This window comes from Streptomyces sp. Je 1-4 4N24 (assembly GCF_026239515.1).
Taxonomy (GTDB): domain Bacteria; phylum Actinomycetota; class Actinomycetes; order Streptomycetales; family Streptomycetaceae; genus Streptomyces; species Streptomyces nigrescens.
This window is the reverse complement of record NZ_CP110836.1, coordinates 8,181,920-8,197,718: the sequence shown is the minus strand read 5'-3', so window position 1 is coordinate 8,197,718 and position 15,799 is coordinate 8,181,920. Positions and strand designations below refer to the sequence as shown.

Annotated in this window: 18 protein-coding genes; 6 read left to right on the top strand and 12 right to left on the bottom strand. The window is 70.0% G+C overall.

Annotated features, from left to right (window positions below; translation table 11 throughout):
* Window positions 1–201 precede the first annotated feature (201 nt).
* The 3 genes from SLV14N_RS35510 to lnt all read left to right on the top strand — a co-directional run bounded on the left by SLV14N_RS35510 (window position 202) and on the right by lnt (window position 4,360).
* Window positions 202–2,145: an ABC transporter ATP-binding protein gene (locus SLV14N_RS35510; RefSeq protein ID WP_208686732.1), complete on the top strand. Its 1,944-nt coding sequence runs from the start codon at window positions 202–204 to the stop codon at window positions 2,143–2,145.
* Window positions 2,146–2,205: 60 nt separating this feature from the next.
* Window positions 2,206–2,688, top strand: coding sequence for a nuclear transport factor 2 family protein (locus tag SLV14N_RS35505; RefSeq protein WP_208686730.1), 483 nt, complete (start codon window positions 2,206–2,208; stop codon window positions 2,686–2,688).
* A gap of 139 nt (window positions 2,689–2,827) precedes the next feature.
* Window positions 2,828–4,360: an apolipoprotein N-acyltransferase gene (gene lnt, locus SLV14N_RS35500; protein WP_208686728.1), complete on the top strand. Its 1,533-nt coding sequence runs from the start codon at window positions 2,828–2,830 to the stop codon at window positions 4,358–4,360.
* Here the strand turns inward: lnt and SLV14N_RS35495 are convergent.
* From SLV14N_RS35495 to SLV14N_RS35445, 11 genes are all read right to left on the bottom strand, one after another.
* Entirely contained in the window at window positions 4,329–5,237 is a 909-nt protein-coding gene (locus SLV14N_RS35495; protein WP_263272578.1) for a Gfo/Idh/MocA family protein, read from the bottom strand. The two genes, lnt and SLV14N_RS35495, sit on opposite strands and share 32 nt — an antisense overlap.
* On the bottom strand, window positions 5,234–5,557 hold the full coding sequence (locus SLV14N_RS35490) for a hypothetical protein (RefSeq protein ID WP_263272577.1): 324 nt from the start codon (window positions 5,555–5,557) through the stop codon (window positions 5,234–5,236). Before SLV14N_RS35490 ends, SLV14N_RS35495 begins: the two co-directional genes overlap by 4 nt.
* Window positions 5,558–5,851: 294 nt before the next feature.
* On the bottom strand, window positions 5,852–6,388 hold the full coding sequence (locus SLV14N_RS35485; RefSeq protein WP_208688259.1) for a hypothetical protein: 537 nt from the start codon (window positions 6,386–6,388) through the stop codon (window positions 5,852–5,854).
* A 123-nt stretch (window positions 6,389–6,511) separates the two neighbouring features.
* Window positions 6,512–7,180 (bottom strand): uracil-DNA glycosylase, encoded by a 669-nt coding sequence (locus SLV14N_RS35480; RefSeq protein WP_208688258.1) that lies wholly within the window; start codon window positions 7,178–7,180, stop codon window positions 6,512–6,514.
* A gap of 111 nt (window positions 7,181–7,291) precedes the next feature.
* Window positions 7,292–8,257: an aldo/keto reductase gene (locus tag SLV14N_RS35475; RefSeq protein WP_263272576.1), complete on the bottom strand. Its 966-nt coding sequence runs from the start codon at window positions 8,255–8,257 to the stop codon at window positions 7,292–7,294.
* A 122-nt stretch (window positions 8,258–8,379) separates the two neighbouring features.
* Window positions 8,380–9,150, bottom strand: a complete 771-nt coding sequence (locus tag SLV14N_RS35470; protein ID WP_093639972.1) for an SDR family oxidoreductase — start codon at window positions 9,148–9,150, stop codon at window positions 8,380–8,382.
* A 29-nt stretch (window positions 9,151–9,179) separates the two neighbouring features.
* Window positions 9,180–9,941, bottom strand: a complete 762-nt coding sequence (fabG, locus tag SLV14N_RS35465; RefSeq protein WP_127149533.1) for a 3-oxoacyl-ACP reductase FabG — start codon at window positions 9,939–9,941, stop codon at window positions 9,180–9,182.
* Window positions 9,942–10,193: 252 nt separating this feature from the next.
* Window positions 10,194–10,625: a DUF3037 domain-containing protein gene (locus SLV14N_RS35460; protein ID WP_051104208.1), complete on the bottom strand. Its 432-nt coding sequence runs from the start codon at window positions 10,623–10,625 to the stop codon at window positions 10,194–10,196.
* Entirely contained in the window at window positions 10,586–11,410 is an 825-nt protein-coding gene (locus SLV14N_RS35455; protein WP_263272575.1) for a HipA family kinase, read from the bottom strand. Before SLV14N_RS35455 ends, SLV14N_RS35460 begins: the two co-directional genes overlap by 40 nt.
* A 79-nt stretch (window positions 11,411–11,489) precedes the next feature.
* Entirely contained in the window at window positions 11,490–11,723 is a 234-nt protein-coding gene (locus SLV14N_RS35450) for an integrase (RefSeq protein WP_263273388.1), read from the bottom strand.
* The gene (locus SLV14N_RS35445; RefSeq protein WP_263273442.1) at window positions 11,699–12,019 is read right to left on the bottom strand and encodes a hypothetical protein; all 321 of its coding nucleotides are present in this window, start codon (window positions 12,017–12,019) and stop codon (window positions 11,699–11,701) included. The genes SLV14N_RS35450 and SLV14N_RS35445 overlap by 25 nt, the downstream gene beginning before the upstream one ends.
* Window positions 12,020–12,158: 139 nt before the next feature.
* Between SLV14N_RS35445 and SLV14N_RS35440 the strand changes: the two genes are divergently transcribed.
* The 3 genes from SLV14N_RS35440 to SLV14N_RS35430 all read left to right on the top strand — a co-directional run bounded on the left by SLV14N_RS35440 (window position 12,159) and on the right by SLV14N_RS35430 (window position 14,563).
* Complete coding sequence (locus SLV14N_RS35440) at window positions 12,159–12,716, top strand: hypothetical protein (protein WP_263272574.1); 558 nt, start codon at window positions 12,159–12,161, stop codon at window positions 12,714–12,716.
* A gap of 405 nt (window positions 12,717–13,121) precedes the next feature.
* Complete coding sequence (locus tag SLV14N_RS35435) at window positions 13,122–13,712, top strand: calcium-binding protein (RefSeq protein WP_263272573.1); 591 nt, start codon at window positions 13,122–13,124, stop codon at window positions 13,710–13,712.
* Between the two features lie 437 nt (window positions 13,713–14,149).
* A complete protein-coding gene (locus SLV14N_RS35430; protein WP_263272572.1) occupies window positions 14,150–14,563 on the top strand; it encodes a hypothetical protein in 414 nt (137 codons plus the stop codon).
* Between the two features lie 560 nt (window positions 14,564–15,123).
* Here the strand turns inward: SLV14N_RS35430 and SLV14N_RS35425 are convergent.
* On the bottom strand, window positions 15,124–15,699 hold the full coding sequence (locus tag SLV14N_RS35425) for a CGNR zinc finger domain-containing protein (RefSeq protein ID WP_263272571.1): 576 nt from the start codon (window positions 15,697–15,699) through the stop codon (window positions 15,124–15,126).
* Window positions 15,700–15,799: the final 100 nt, after the last annotated feature.

Sequence of the window (15,799 nt, the reverse complement as noted above, 5' to 3'; positions counted from 1 at the left end):
GGCGCGGCGCGGCGCGGCGGGCAGGTCTTCACGATGCCTGTGCGCCCGACGCACGATGACCGTGGTGCCCCGTGGAGGCCCTGACGGGTGACCACATCGGAATCGCTTGACCTCAACATTGGTTGAGGTCCTAGGTTCCTGTTAAGTCGCCGGTCACTCACGGCGATCCCGTGATGCGATCCCGGCACCTTGGAGGCCACGATGGACATGGAAGTCACCGCCTGGCATGCACTGCACAGCTCGATGACCGCGCAGCAGGGCAGGCGCCGCTTCTCCCGCGGCACCCTGCGCCGCATCACGGCGTTCGCCCGCCCGCACCGCCGCCATCTGGTGTGGTTCCTCGTCCTGAGCACGGTGACCGCGATGCTCGCGGTGGCCACCCCGCTGCTCGCGGGGCGGGTGGTGGACGCCATCGTGGGCGGCGACTCACCGTCCATCGTCGTCGGCCTGTCCGTGCTGATCGCCGTCATCGCGGTCGCGGAGGCCGGTCTGGGGCTGCTGACCCGCTGGCTTTCGGCGAGCATCGGCGAGGGCCTGATCCTGGATCTGCGCACGACGGTCTACGACCACGTCCAGCGGATGCCGATCGCCTTCTTCACCCGCACCCGCACCGGAGCGCTGGTCAGCCGTCTGAACAACGATGTGATCGGTGCGCAGCGGGCGTTCAGCGACACCCTGTCCGGGGTCGTCAGCAATATCGTGACGCTGCTGCTGACCCTCGGGGTGATGCTCACCCTGTCCTGGCAGATCACCCTGATCGCGCTGGTGCTGCTGCCGGTGTTCGTGCTGCCCGCCCGCCGGGTCGGCCGGCGGCTGGCGGATCTGCGCCGGGAGGGCGCCGACCACAACGCGGAGATGGGCACGCAGATGACGGAGCGGTTCTCCGCGCCGGGTGCCACCCTCGTCAAGCTGATGGGCCGTCCGGCCCGCGAGTCCGCCGAGTTCGCCACCCGGGCCCGCCGGGTGCGTGACATCGGGGTCCGTTCGGCCATGGTCCAGACGTACTTCGTCACCGCGCTCACCCTGGTCTCCGCCCTGGCGCTGGCCGTCGTCTACGGCCTGGGCGGCTTCCTCGCGCTGCGCGGACAGCTGGAGGCCGGCGCGATCGTCTCGCTCGCCCTGCTGCTCACCCGGCTCTACGCCCCGCTGACCGCGCTGTCCGGCGCCCATATCGAGGTGATGAGCGCGCTGGTCAGCTTCGAGCGGGTCTTCGAGGTGCTCGACCTCAAGCCGCTGATCACCGAGAAGCCGGACGCCCGCACGGTCCCCGAGGGCCCGGTGTCCGTGGAGTTCGACTCCGTGCGCTTCGGCTACCCGTCCGCCGACAAGGTCTCGCTGGCCTCCCTGGAGGAGGTCGCGACCCTCGACACCCGCGGCGGCGAAGAGGTCCTGCACGGCATCTCCTTCCGCGCCGAACCCGGCCAGATGGTCGCCCTGGTCGGCTCCTCGGGCGCCGGGAAGTCGACCGTGGCCCAGCTGCTGCCGCGGCTGTACGACACCGACGCGGGGGCCGTCCGGCTGGCCGGGGTGGACGTCCGTGATCTGACCGCCGCCTCACTGCGCGACGTCCTCGGGATGGTCACCCAGGACGGGCACCTCTTCCATGACTCGATCCGCGAGAACCTGCTGCTGGCCAAGCCGGAGGCGACCGAGGCGGAGCTGTGGGACGCGCTGCGCCGGTCCCGTCTGGAGGAACTGATCGCCGGACTTCCCGACGGGCTGGACACCGTCGTCGGCGAGCGCGGTTACCGCCTCTCGGGCGGTGAACGCCAGCGGCTGACGATCGCCCGGCTGCTGCTCGCCCACCCCCGGGTGGTGATCCTGGACGAGGCCACCGCCCACCTGGACAACACCTCCGAGGCGGCGGTGCAGGAGGCGCTCACCGAGGCGCTGGACGGCCGTACCGCACTGGTCATCGCCCACCGGCTGTCGACCGTACGGGCCGCGGACCAGATCCTGGTGGTCGAGGGCGGGCGGATCGTCGAGCGCGGGACGCACGAGACGCTGCTGGCGGCCGAGGGGCGGTATGCGGAGCTGTACCGGACCCAGTTCACCGACTCGGATGACCGGCCGGCCGCCGCGGTGGAAGCCGGGCGTCCGGATTCCGGCCCGGATCTCCTGCCGGAGTCGGCGCTGGTGAACTGACGCCGCGCCGGTGGGCCCCCGCCTCTTGGCGGGGGCCTCGGTATGCCGAAAACTGAGGCGATGACGCAGCGCGCGGAACACTCCACGCTCATGGACCGCCTCGCCCTCGACGATCTGGTCACCGGGTACGCCATCACCCTGGACGACGGCGACTGGCCCGGCTATCTGTCCCTGTTCACCCCGGACGGCCGGGCCGACTACCGCTCGGCGGGCGGCATCGAGGGCGGCGCCGAGGAGATGGCGGCCTGGCTCGCCGAGATGCTGCGGCACTTCGCGATACGGCAGCATCTGATCGTCAACCGCCGTATCACCCTCGCCCGGCGGGACGGCGCCCCCGGCGACACGGCCACGATCCAGGCCGACTACCTCAACCCGATGCGGCTCGCCGGCCCCGCGTCGGACACCGGGGACGGGCCGACCGCCCCCAACTACACCTGCGCCGGACGCTATGAATTCACCGCCCGCCGCACCACCGACGGCTGGCGGCTGACCGGCGTCGTCGTCCACGAGAAGTGGCGCCAGGTACGGCCGGTGGACGACTGACCGGCCCCGCCGTCCGCCCCGGCCGATATCGACCGTGACGTCCCGCTATCGGCTGTTGCGGCGACACCCCTTTCCTTGATCGGCACACCCGCGCACACTGGCCGTCCGACCGGCGAAAACCGGCACCAGGGAGCCCGGCATGGACAAACCGCTCGGCCAGCAGGCGCGGTGGCCCGGCTCCCCCTGGGCGCGGGGCCTGGCCGCCGCGCTCGCCGGTGCGGTGCCGGCCCTCACCTTCCCCGCCCCCTCCTGGTGGTGGCTGGCGTATGCCTGCCTGGTGCCCTGGCTGCTGCTGGTGCGGACGGCGCCGACCTACGGGCGGGCGGCGCTGGACGGCTGGCTGGGCGGCACCGGCTTCATACTCGCCGTCCACCAGTGGCTGCTGCCGAGCCTGCACGTCTTCATCCTCGTGCTGGCCCTGCTGCTCGGGGCGCTGTGGGCGCCCTGGGGGCTGCTGGTGCGTGCGCTGCTGGGCGGTGCGCCCGGCGCGGCCCGGTGTGCCGCCGCGCTGGTGCTGGTGCCCTCGGGCTGGCTGATGGTCGAACTGGTGCGGTCCTGGGAGTACTTGGGTGGCCCGTGGGGGCTGCTGGGCGCCGGCCAGTGGCAGGTACCGCCCGCGCTGCGGCTGGCGTCGATCGGCGGGGTGTGGCTGGTCAGCCTGCTGATCGTGGCGGTGAACACCGCACTGGCCGAGCTGATCGCCCGCCCGGCGGCACGGCTGCCCGCCGTCGCCGGGCTGCTGGTGTGCGCGCTGGCGGTCACCGCGGTCTGGTTCTGGGCGCCGGTCCCCCGCGCCGCCGGCACGGTACGGATCGCCGTCGTCCAGCCCAACCTGACCGGCACCCCGGCGGAACGGCTGGCCCGGAGTGAAACACTCACCCGGTCGCTGGCGGACCGCGGGGTACGGCTGGTCGTCTGGGGCGAGAGCAGCCTCTCCCAGGACCCGGCGGACCGCCCGGCGCTCGCCGAACGTCTCGCCGCGCTCTCCCGGCGGACCGGCGCCGAGCTGCTGATCAACGCCGACTCCGCGCACGCCGACCGGCCGGGCATCTCCAAGAGCGCGGTGCTGATCGGGCCGGACGGGCCGACCGGGGACCGCTACGCCAAGATGCGGCTGGTGCCCTTCGGCGAGTACATCCCGTTCCGGTCCCTGCTCGGCTGGGCGACCCAGGTGGGCAAGGCCGCCCCGACGGACCGGCTGCGCGGCACCGCCCCGGTGGTGCTCCCGGTCGCGTCCGCGGGCGGACTGCGCGTCGGGCCACTGGTGTGCTTCGAGAGCGCCTTTCCCGATATGAGCCGCCATCTGGTGCGCGACGGTGCACAGGTGCTGGTCGCCCAGTCCTCGACCTCGACCTTCCAGGGCAGTTGGGCGCCCGCGCAGCACGCCTCGCTGGCCGCGCTGCGCGCCGCGGAGACCTGGCGGCCGATGGTGCACTCCACCCTCACCGGCATCAGTGCCGTGTACGGCCCGCGGGGCGAGCAGATCGGCGAGCGGCTCGGCACCGACCGCAGCGCGGCGGCCGTCTACGATCTGCCGTTGGCCGAGGGCACCAGCCCGTACACCCGGTTCGGCGACTGGGCGGTGTACGGGGCGATGGGCGCGCTGGTGATCGCCGGCGGGTATGCCGGCCTGCGGGCGCTCAGCAGGCGGTCTGCGCCAGCGCGTCGGTGACCACCCGTTCGCAGAGTTCATGGGTGCGCAGCGCGTCCCGGGCGGACGGCTGCCGGCCGGCCCGTACGTCGTCCAGGAACGCCAGGACGATCTGCTCGATACCGCGCTGACGGGCGACCGGCACCCAGTCGCCGCGACGCCGGACGCTCGGCTGCCCCTTGTGGTCGATGACCTCGGCGAGATTGACGACCTGGCGCTTGGTGTCCTGCCCGGAGACGTCGAGGATCTCCTCCGTGGAACCGCTGAGACGGTTCATGGCGCCGACGGCGGTGAAGCCGTCGCCGGACAGCTGCAGCACCACATGCTGCATCAGCCCCTCCCGGACCCTGGCCCGCACATCGATGTGGTCGACCTCCCCGGGGACGAGGAACCGCAGGGTGTCGACGACATGGATGAAGTCGTCCAGCACCAGGGTGCGCGGGTCCTCGGGCAGACCGATGCGGTTCTTCTGCATCAGGATCAGATCGCGGGCGTGCTCACGGCACTGGGCGTAGGCGGGCGCGAAGCGGCGGTTGAAGCCGACGGTGAGGCCCACTCCCCGCTCCTCGGCGAGCGCGACGATGCGCTGGGACGCCTCCAGCTCGTAGGCGATCGGCTTGTCGACATAGGTCGGTACGCCGGCCTCGATCAGCCGGGTCACGATCTCGGGGTGGGCGGAGGTGGCGGCGTGCACAAAGGCGGCGTCCAGGCCCGTGGCGAGCAGCGAGTCCAGGTCCGGGTGGAGCTGGGCCGCGGGCAGCCGGTGGGTGGCGCCGACCCGTTGCAGGGTGTCCGGGGTGCGGGTGTGCAGATGCAGTTCGAGCCCCGGTTGTGTGCCCAGGACGGGGAGGTACGCCTTCTGGGCGATGTCGCCGAGTCCGATGCAGCCGACCTTCACTCATGCTCCCTGGGTTGTGCCGCGCTGGTGGTGCCCTGCGTGCGGGAAGCATACGTGCCGGTCGGCGGCCGCCAGTCGGCATCCCGTCCATGCTTCGCGGCGCCAGATCCGGTGTCACGGGAGGCGGCGGTGCTGACACCGCGCGAGATGCCCGGGACGCCGGCGGAAGGGGCGGGGCCCGGCTTCCGGGAGCCGGTGACGGCGATGCCGGCGGCGGCGATGCCGGTGACAGCGATGCCGGCGGCGGCCGGGTCCACCGCGCCCGAACGGCACGCACTGCGCATGATCGTCTGGTGCGTCGGAGTGCTGTTCTCCTGCACCGCGGGACAATTCCGTACGGCCCTCCCCGCCCGTACGCCGCTCGCACCTCCTGTGCGGAGCTGCTCGACGGGATGCTGGGGCGGTGACGTCGTTCCGTGCCGCTAGGGGGCGTCTTCCCGATCAGGCCGGATCAGGGAGCGGGGTGTGGTGCGTGCGATCGCAAGGCGGAGGAGGGAGTCGACGCGGAGCGATGGGGGTCCCCCCGCGCCGTTGAGGCGTGGGGGAGAGTGACGACAACGCGGCGAGCGTGCGTGCCACACCCCGCGAGCCCGGCCTGATCGGGAAGACGCCCCCTATGGCGTGCCCGCGGCCCCGTCGAGGCGCAGTTGCAGCCGGTCGATCGCGTCCCTGAGGCCCTGGCGGTATTCGCCGTCGGCGAGGGCGTTGACCGAGACCCGCGCCCGCCGCAGCTGGGCGCGCGCGTCGGCCGGCCGGTCGAGGGCGGCGTAGTCGGCCGCGATATTGAGATGCAGGGAGGGGAAGAACGCCCGGAGCGCGACGAGGGGGTGGCGGGGGCCGGGGCCGTCGGCGACCCGGGACTCCCCGGGTGTGGCGGCGGTGCCCGCGGGTCGCTCGGTGACGAAGCCCTCGGCCGCCTCCAGGGCCCGCAGATCCCAGTCGAGTTCGTCCCGGGGGTCGTCCTGGGTGTCGGCCATGTAGTGGGCGAGGGTGCAGCGGTGGAAGGCGTCTCCTTGCGGCCCGATCTCGTGCCACAGCGCCGAGAGACGGTTGCGTGCCTCTTCCCGGTCGCCGGCGCGATGCAGCATGATCGCCTGGCCGATCCGGGTCAGCACCCCGTCCTCGGGCGTCGCCTCCCGCCGCGCTTCCACCACTGCACTCCCGTATCCGCTCACACCGCGCTGCCGTTCCCTCGACGCTAACCGCCGGAAGGGAGCTGCGCGCGGTGTGCGCGACGCACCGGGTGGCCGGGCCCGCCGGCCGGGCCCACCGGCTCAGCCCAGGTCAGGGATGCGCCAGTCGATCGGGGCATGGCCCTGCGCGGCGACCGCCGCGTTGATCTGGGTGAAGGGGCGGGAGCCGAAGAACTTCTTCGCCGACAGCGGGGAGGGGTGCGCCCCCTGCACCACGGCATGCCGCTCCTCGTCGATCAGCGGCAGCTTCTTCTTGGCGTAATTCCCCCACAGCACGAAGACCGCAGGGTCGGGCCGGGAGGCCACCGCACGGATCACCGCGTCGGTGACCTTCTCCCACCCCTTGCCCTTGTGCGAATTGGCCTCGGCCTCGCGGACCGTCAGAACGGCGTTCAGCAACAGCACACCCTGCTGGGCCCAGGGCATCAGATAGCCGTTGTCCGGAACCGGGTGGCCCAGCTCCTCCTTCATCTCCTTGTAGATGTTCCGCAGCGACGGCGGCGTCTTGATGCCGGGCTGCACGGAGAAGCACAGGCCATGGCCCTGCCCCGCACCGTGATACGGGTCCTGGCCCAGGATGAGCACCTTCACCTGGTCGTAGGGCGTCGCCTCCAGCGCCGCGAAGACCTGCTCGCGGGGCGGATAGACCGGACCGTTGGCCCGCTCCTCCTCGACGAAGTCGGTGAGCTCCTTGAAATAGGGCTTCTCCAACTCCTCGCCGAGGACCCCGCGCCAGGACTCGGGCAGCATGTCGGTCACCACGTCAACAACCTCCGGTGTGCGATGCGTTCTCAGTTGAAGAACCTACCGGCGACCACTGACAACGCCGTCCGCGGGCCGATCGGCCCGGGGCCTGCTCCCTCAAGCGGTGTCGAGCCTGGCGCGCTGGACGGGGTCCAGCCGCAGAGCGAGCGCCGCCAGGCATTCGTCCAGCTGCGCCACCGAGCTCACCCCGAGCACCGGCACCACCGGCACCGGGCCGCCCATCAGCCACGCCAGTACCACCTGGTTCACGGTGGCCCCACACTCCGCCGCGACCTCCGCCAGCACCCGCAGCCGGGCCACCGAGCCGGGATGGTCGTAACGCTCCGGCAGCGGTCTGTCCGCCTGGGAGTAGGCGCCCCCCATCAGCGTCCCATACCCGGTCGGCGTCAGATCGGGGTGCGTCGCCGCGTAGTCGAGGAGCTCCTCGTCGGCCTCCCCCCGCAGGTCGGACGGCAGGCCCCGGCGCGGCCGCAGATAGGTGTGCCGCTGCTGTACGGCGCGGAAGCCGGGCAGCCCGCGCCCGGCGGCGATGAGCCGGGCTTCCGCGAGCCGCCAGGTCCGGTGGTTCCCGGCCCCGAGGGTGCCCACGGTGCCGTCCTGGACGAGACGGGCCAGCGCCTCGACGGTCTCGTCCAGGGGGACGCGGCGGTCCTCCAGGTGCGCGTAGTAGAGATCCACCCGGTCGGTGCCCAGGCGGCGCAGACTGCCCTCGATCCCGGCGCGGACGGCCGGCCCGCCCAGGCCCTCGGCATGAGCGGGCCATATGGCACCACGGGCCGGGTCCGGCCGGGCGCCGACCTTGGTGGCCAGGACCGTACGGCCGGCCGCGCGCCGGCTGCGCAGCCAGCGGCCGAGCAGCAGCTCGCTCTCGTCGCCGGTGGCGCCGGGGGCCCAGCAGGCGAAGTGGTTCGCGGTGTCGACGAAGGTGCCGCCGGCCTCGGCGAAGCGGTCCAGCACGGCGAAGGAGGTCGGCTCGTCGACGGTGGTGCCGAACGGCAGCGTCCCCAGGCACATCGCGCTGATGCGGGGCCCCTGATCGCCGCCGAGCGTGCGGTAGTGCATGGCATGTCTCCCTGGCAGGTCCGCTGACGCGCGTGGTGCCGGCCCTGATGAGGACCGGCACCACGACTCTGCCTCTTGGAGCGCACACCAGGGCAAGGCCGCTCAGGGCCCGCCCGGCGCCGTCAGGCCCCGGCGTTGAGGAACAGACCGCCGTCGACCACCAGCGTCTGGCCGGTGATCCAGCCCGAGGCATCGGACAGCAGGAACGCCGCGGCCCCGCCGATGTCCTCCGGGACGCCGAGCCGCGCCAACGGGTAGCCGGCCGCCGCCTCCTCCTCGCGGTTCTCGTAGAGCGCGGCCGCGAACTTGGTCTTGACCACGGCGGGCGCAATGGAGTTGACCCGCACGCCCGGCGCGAATTCGTGGGCGAGCTGCAGCGTCAGATTCACCATCGCGGCCTTGCTCATGCCGTACGCACCGATGAAGGGCGAGGGCGCGAGGCCGGCGATCGAGGTGATGTTGACGATGGCGCCGCCGTTGTCCTTCTGCCATGCGTGCCAGGTGCGCTGCGCGAAGCCGAGCGCCGAGACGACATTGGTCTCGAACACCTTGCGCGCCACACCCAGGTCCAGATCGGCGATGGGGCCGAACACCGGGTTCGTTCCGGCGTTGTTGACGAGGTAGTCGACGCGGCCGAAGGCCTCCATCGCACGCTCGACGGCAACGGCCTGGTGGGCCTCGTCATGCGCCTTGCCGGCGACGCCGAGCACCCGGTCGGCGCCCAGCTTCTCGGCGGCCTCCTTGAGGGCGTCCTCGTTGCGGCCGGTGATGACGACCCGGTCGCCGCGGGCCACCAGGGCCTCGGCGATGCCGTAGCCGATACCGCGGCTGGCGCCGGTGACCAGCGCCACCTTGCCGGTGGGCTCGGGGAGCCCGTTGTCCTGCTCGGTCATGTCCAGAACTCCTGAGGTCGGTGGGGCGGTCAGTTGAGCGGGCCGCCGGCGACGTACATGACCTGGCCGGAGACAAAGCCGGCCGCGTCGCCGGTGAAGAAGGCGATCGCGTTGGCGATGTCGTCGGGCCGGCCCACGCGCTGGACCGGGATCTGGGTGGCGGCCGCGGCCTGGAACTCCTCGAAGCCCATACCGACGCGCTCGGCGGTGGCGGCCGTCATGTCGGTGACGATGAAGCCGGGGGCGACGGCGTTGGCGGTGACGCCGAACTTGCCGAGTTCGAAGGCGAGGGTCTTGGTGAAGCCCTGCAGACCGGCCTTGGCCGCCGAGTAGTTGACCTGCCCGCGGTTGCCGAGCGCCGAGCTGGAGGAGAGGTTGACGATCCGCCCGAACTTGGCGTCCACCATGTGCTTCTGGCAGGCGCGGGACATCAGGAACGCACCGCGCAGATGCACGTTCATGACCGTGTCCCAGTCGCTCTCGCTCATCTTGAACAGCAGGTTGTCGCGGAGCACACCGGCGTTGTTGACGAGGACGGTCGGCGCACCGAGCTCGGCAACGACCCGGGCGACCGCCGTCTCGACCTGCTCCGCGTCCGAGACGTCACAGCCGACCGCGATGGCCTTGCCGCCGGCCGCGGTGATCTTCTCGACGGTGTCCTTGCAGGCCGTCTCGTCGAGGTCGAGTACGGCGACGGCACGGCCCTCGGCGGCCAGGCGTACGGCGGTGGCCGCGCCGATACCGCGGGCCGCGCCCGTGACAATGGCGACGCGCTGCTCGGTGGTGGACATGCGGGTTCTCCTCACCCTCGAAACCTCGACAAGCGGTCCGCCGCACCGATCCCGTGGGTGAGCAACCGCTTAGTAGCCTGAGCAGGGCTGACGCTAGAAGCCCGGCAACCCGCTGTCAACGCCCCACCACCGCACCGTTGCCCACCTCACCTGTGAGACCGGCCGGGTCCCGGCGCACGGGCGTCCCACGGCAGAGCGCCCGGCCCCGCCCGAAGGCGGCGCACGGGCGCCCCTCACCGCAATCCGGTGACCTCAACGCACCAACAGCTCCACCAGCCGCTCGGCCTCGGCGGCGGGATCGGCGGTCAGGCCGGTGTGCACCGGTCCCGGCTGCACGATGGTGCTGCGCGGTGCGATCAGCCAGCGGAAGCGACGTCCCGCGTCGTCCCCCGCCGCCTGTCCGGCCCGCTCGCCGCCCTGGCAGATGCCCTCGACGGCGCCGAGCGCGGCCCGTACGCCGGCCACGTCGACCGTGGGGTCAAGGGCCAGCAGCCGGGCCTCGTCCAGATGGGTTCTGGCCTCGACGAAGCGCCGGGCACGGCAGTACACGACCACCCCGGCATTGATCATCTCGCCGCGCTCGACCCGGGGCACGACCTTCAGCAGGGCATACTCGAAAACATCCCGCCCGTTGTGCAGACCGGTCACTTCACTGCCCTCCGCGGCGGCTTTCCCGCCAGCCATTCCGGTGCCTGCGAGGGCTTGCCCTTGGTGCGCTCCCCGAGAGCGATGTGATCGCTGATCGTCCGTGCGCGGGCCAGCAGGGTGTTCACATACGCCTGACGCAGAACGTCCGGGGAGTCGAATCCGGGCTCGTCGGCCAGCCACTCGTCCGGGACATCCGCCGCGATCCCGGTCAGCAGCTCTTCGGTGATCTGTGGCACGAACTCTTCGGCCGCCGACGCGATATCCGGCCCGAAGGTGGCGAGGACATGGTCGGAGGCGTTGTACGGACGGACCGAAGCCTTCTCCGCGGTGGGCCAGTTGTGGTGCCAGATCATCGCCGCACCATGGTCGATCAGCCACAGTTCGCCGTGCCACACCAGCAGATTGGGATTGCGCCAGGACCGGTCGACATTGTTGATCAGCGCGTCGAACCACACCACACGGCCCGCCTGGCGGGCACTCACCTCGAAGCCGAGCGGATCGAAGCCCAGCGATCCGGGGAGGTAATCCATGCCGAGATTGAGCCCGCCACTGGCCTTCAGCAGCTCCTGAACCTCCTGGTCGGGCTCGCTCAGACCGATGACGGGATCGAGCTGCATCTGCACCAGATCCGGCACCCGCAACCCGAGCCGACGCCCCAGCTGCCCACAGATGATCTCGGCAACGAGCGTCTTCCGCCCCTGCCCAGCGCCCGTGAACTTCATGATGTAGGTACCGAGGTCGTCGGCCTCGACGATCCCCGGGAGCGAGCCGCCCTCACGCAAGGGCGTGACATAGCGGGTCGCTGTGACTTCAGTCAGCATTTTCCCAGGCAATCTGGCCTAGCGGCCTTATAATCCACGATTAGATCCGGACCGGGTCAAGTTGGAGAATCCGCCGCGATCAGCCCTGGGGAGAATCTGGGGAGTTTCCACCGGCACGGTGGATCCCCCTTCCTCGCGAGCAGTCCGTCAACGGCGGTGCGCCCCTTGCTTCCGGCTTCCGGCTTCCGGCTTCCGGCATGAAGTGAGCATAGTAACCGAGCGTGACAGCCGGCGAGGAGTACCCGAGCCACCGCGCCACAGTCACCACGGACTCCCCCGCCTCCAGCATCATCGAGGCGTAGGTGTGCCGCAGAACGTGGAATCGATGTCTTCCGGGCTCAGCCCGAAGACTTCGCCCTGACGAAGCCCGGACCCCAGGCCAGGTACGACGGCCACTCGACGCCGAGGGCTGATCACGTCCCGAACTCGCAGCGCAGTCTCCAGCATCCATGCCTCCCGGCGCTCCCGCGATGCCTTGCGCCACCGCACGGATTTCGCGTGCATCGAATTCCTGGAGAGCCGCTTGTCGTCAACAGCCGCCTCCAGGATGCTGGACAACTCGGACAGGATTCCGCGCAGGTAGCCGACCGAGGAGACCGTGGCCTCCAATTTCGCTGTGTACGCCCGCAGTTCTGCCGCCGCGATGCTCTTGAGCGGGAGATGACCCAGATGCGGAACGATGTGAAGCCGCGCTCTCCGTTCCTGGTTCTGCTGGGTCTCAGATCGCCTCGGCCTGCGGCCGGTCCGGGTGTCGCCGCCGGCGAACTCCAGCCCCGACCTCCAGCGGGAACTGACCTACGACGGGCTGCGGGCCGCCGAGACCAAGGGCAGCAAGAGTGGCCGCCGCCCGGCCATCACCACCGAGAAAACCGACGACGTCGGAGAACATTCCATTCCGGGCCGCGGCGTACCTGATCGCCTCTACAGTTACGTCATGGACGTCAACCGGGGCGACTCGATCTGGGAACTGATGCTGGTGCGGCGTCCCTCCGACACGCACCTCTCGCAGTCGAGCACTCCGGGCGGAAAGAGCCCGCTGGCGCGGGATGACGACAACGCGCTCGTCACGCACGCCGTGCTGTTCGCCGGGAACAAGGCGGCCCTGGGGATCCTCGGCGCGGGCGTCGTGGTGGGGGCCGCTGCGGTGAAGGCTGCGCCGCACGTCAAGAGCGGGCTGATCACCCTTAAGTCGAAGCTGAGCCGCCGGGCGGAGGAGACCGCCGACATCGAGGACCCCGTTCCCCTCACGGTCGTTGCGGAGGTCGGACCGGAGCAGCCTGAAGCCCCTCGACTGCGCGCTGTCTGACCGTCAGGCCAGGCGCTGGCGCGGCCCGGGTAGATCCGCATCACGGACTGTCCAGCCCCTTGTCGCAGGTGCGTACGACACCTCGGCGGCGACCCGCGCGCCCATGCTCGCTACGGCGCTTGGGGGCGAGTCCGGACCGGCGCGCGGCCGCACACACAAAGTCCCCCCTGATCGTTCTGAGCGCCAACGGCTGTACCGATGTGCCAACCGAGGCCGGAAGACGGTGTGAGCCCTGCGCTCGTCCTGGCAGCCGTGTGATCGATGGGCAACCATTCCTGCGACCTGATGGTCATGTCCGTGCCACCCCGGTACTGGGTCGGCATTGTCAGCTCCGCCTCGGAACGTTCCTGAGGCGCTGGAACATGGGGGGAACGCCTTCATGCATTACCGCATCACCGCATCACCGTGGCAGGCTTCGCCGGGGCCCTGGCCCTGTCCGCGCTCACGATTCCGGCGGCCGCCCAGGCGGATGACTTCTCGGGCGACATCAAGATCACGAAGGTGGTCGTCAACGGAGGGAAGGACATCGTCCTGGGGACCACGGACGTGAAGACGTTCACCATCGCGGTGACCGCCACGGACGACTCGGGCATCGAGGTCGGAAGGACCTTCCCGGTCATGTGGCACACACCCCTCCCGAACGGCGACGCTTACGGCCTCGTGATGCCCGACAACATCGCGGGCAAGTGCGTGCGCCAGAGCTTCACCACGACCACCTGCACGTACGCGCTGAAAATCAACCCGAGCATCCACCCCCAGGACCACACCACGGCCGGGACATGGACCGTGAGAGCCCACGCCCTGGCCAACGACGGTGACTACATCACCAAGAATTCCGCCGCGAAGGCGAAGGTCCTGCGCAACTCCAGGCTGAGCGTCAACGCCTCGCCGGAACTGGTGAAGAAGAACAAGACGATCACCGTCGCGGGCGCCCTGACCCGCGCCAACTGGGAGAACTACACGTACGGGGGCTACACCAAACAGCCCGACAGTTGAACCGCGAGCCCACCAGTATCAACCCCCGAATCCCCGCGGCCAGCTCGCCAACTATCGAGCACATTCACCAACTACGGCGTCCCGCCCTAAACGATCTGGTCCGCAGCCATTCGGTTGTGACCTGCGGCGACCAGATCGCTTGAGAGGAGACGGCCCGAGAATCTCAGACGATCTGGTCCCGAAGTTACGAATGCGCCGTGTGCGCTCCGCTGCCGACCAGGGCGCCTCAAAAGACAAACGCACGCCCCCTTGAAGAACCCATGCCCGCAGGCGTGTCGGGGACAACGCCTCGGCGGGCCGCTGACCTGCCCGGACACTCTGGGGCTTGTCCGGGACAGGCTCTCCGTCTTGCTCCCGAGCCTGCGGGTTCAGAGAGTTGACGTCGTCATCGCCGCGCGGTCAGCAGAGCGTGGCGTCACTCATTTCCGGGAGAAACCATGACCGTGATACGGAGAGCCGGGCGCGTGGCCGGGCTCTTGGCCTCGGCGGCCGGTCTGGCGCTCTTGCCATCGACCGCTGCAGCTGCCGAAGGCCCGATCAGCGGGGCCAGCAGCAACCGGTGCAACACGGTGACAGGCACCTACGGCTGGACTGAGGCCGGCGGCGGCACGTACCACACCTGGGGTAGCGCGACGCTCGTCAACCATCCGGCCAACTGCGGGCGTGACTGGAGCGGACAACTTCAGTACTACGACGCCACCCGTCCCTCATGGGGCTGGCGTCCCCTTGCGTTGGTGCTTCGCGGACAAACGCGCACCATCTCACTGGACTTCAAGTACGTGCTGGATGTCCGCTTCCGGGTCTGCAACATCGTCGACGGGAACGACGACGGCTGCGGCCGGGTTCAGTAGAACTCCGGACCGGGTGCACAGCGGCATCAGGAGCTGGCACTCGACGCCAGGCACATAGACAGCGTGGCCGGTCCCGGCGAGGGACCGGCCACAACGGCGTCGTGGGGGCCTGCTGGCTCACAACCAATCTGGCTCAGCAGGGCAGCACAGATCCGGTTCGGCGACCCGGCACCACCGCCTGATCCGGCTCAAGGCGTTGCCCGACGGCTTCCAGACCGAGCTCATCGAGACGGGGGAACGTGGTCGGACAGGGCGCGGCGAAGATAGCGTGGAGCATGTCGAGGTCTTTCCGATGGGCAGTGCAGGAAGAACTTCCATCCTGAAAGACCTCTACGCCTACCCGCCACCCCCCAACTGCGCTGAGCCGATGAACGTCCCCAACAGTAAACGTAGGCGTACTGATTGAGGACGTTGATCGAAGGCGACATGGCTCTCAGGCACTGGGGTTTGCAGTACCGGCCGCGGTGCGGGTCGTGTCTCGGGTGGTGCCGTTGGGGTGCATCCAATGCGACAGATGTGTCGCAGGCGTGGGGCCCACTTGCATGTACCGAGAGTAACGATCACTCCGCTGATCTGGGGTTTTTGCGCTGGTTGGCGTGGAAGCGCGCTTTCTTCTGACGATTCCCACACGTGTTCATGTCACACCATCTGCGGGTGCGACTTTGGCTGGTGTCGAAGAAGGCGGCTTGGCAGGTTGGTGATGCACACAAGGCCAATTTTCCGTCTCGTTCGCCTGCGATGATGCTGATCGCGTCGGCGGCGATCACGCTGAGGGCATCTTCCACGCAGGAAGCCGAGCTGAGCTGCCATCGCCGCTTACCCTCGGCCGTCAGGATCGCCGCGGCCCGGCCCTGAGCGCTGCAGTCATTGATGACTTGGACAGCCGATACAGGGAGACCGTCCTGGATCGCGGCCGCTGTCGCGGCGGCGTGAATCGACTCCCTCAGTTCCCGAGCGAGGTCGAGCTGGGCAGTGGTGCAGGAGTCCACGGCGAGGCCGTTGACTGCCAGCCAGTCGACGAGTCGCGGCGGCGTGGGAATGCGCTCCACAGCGTCGCCCTGACGCTCCGTCAGGGTCGCCGTGAAGCTGGTCGCCAGCACCTTACCGAGGCGGAAGTCGGGGAACGCAGCATGCATGGAACCACCTTAGCTGGTTGCGGCAGGCCTCGGAGAACTGCTAGAACCGTCTTAGCCGGTTCGCGATAGGCCGTAGCCGGTTCCGCGATGGCCAGGAGGT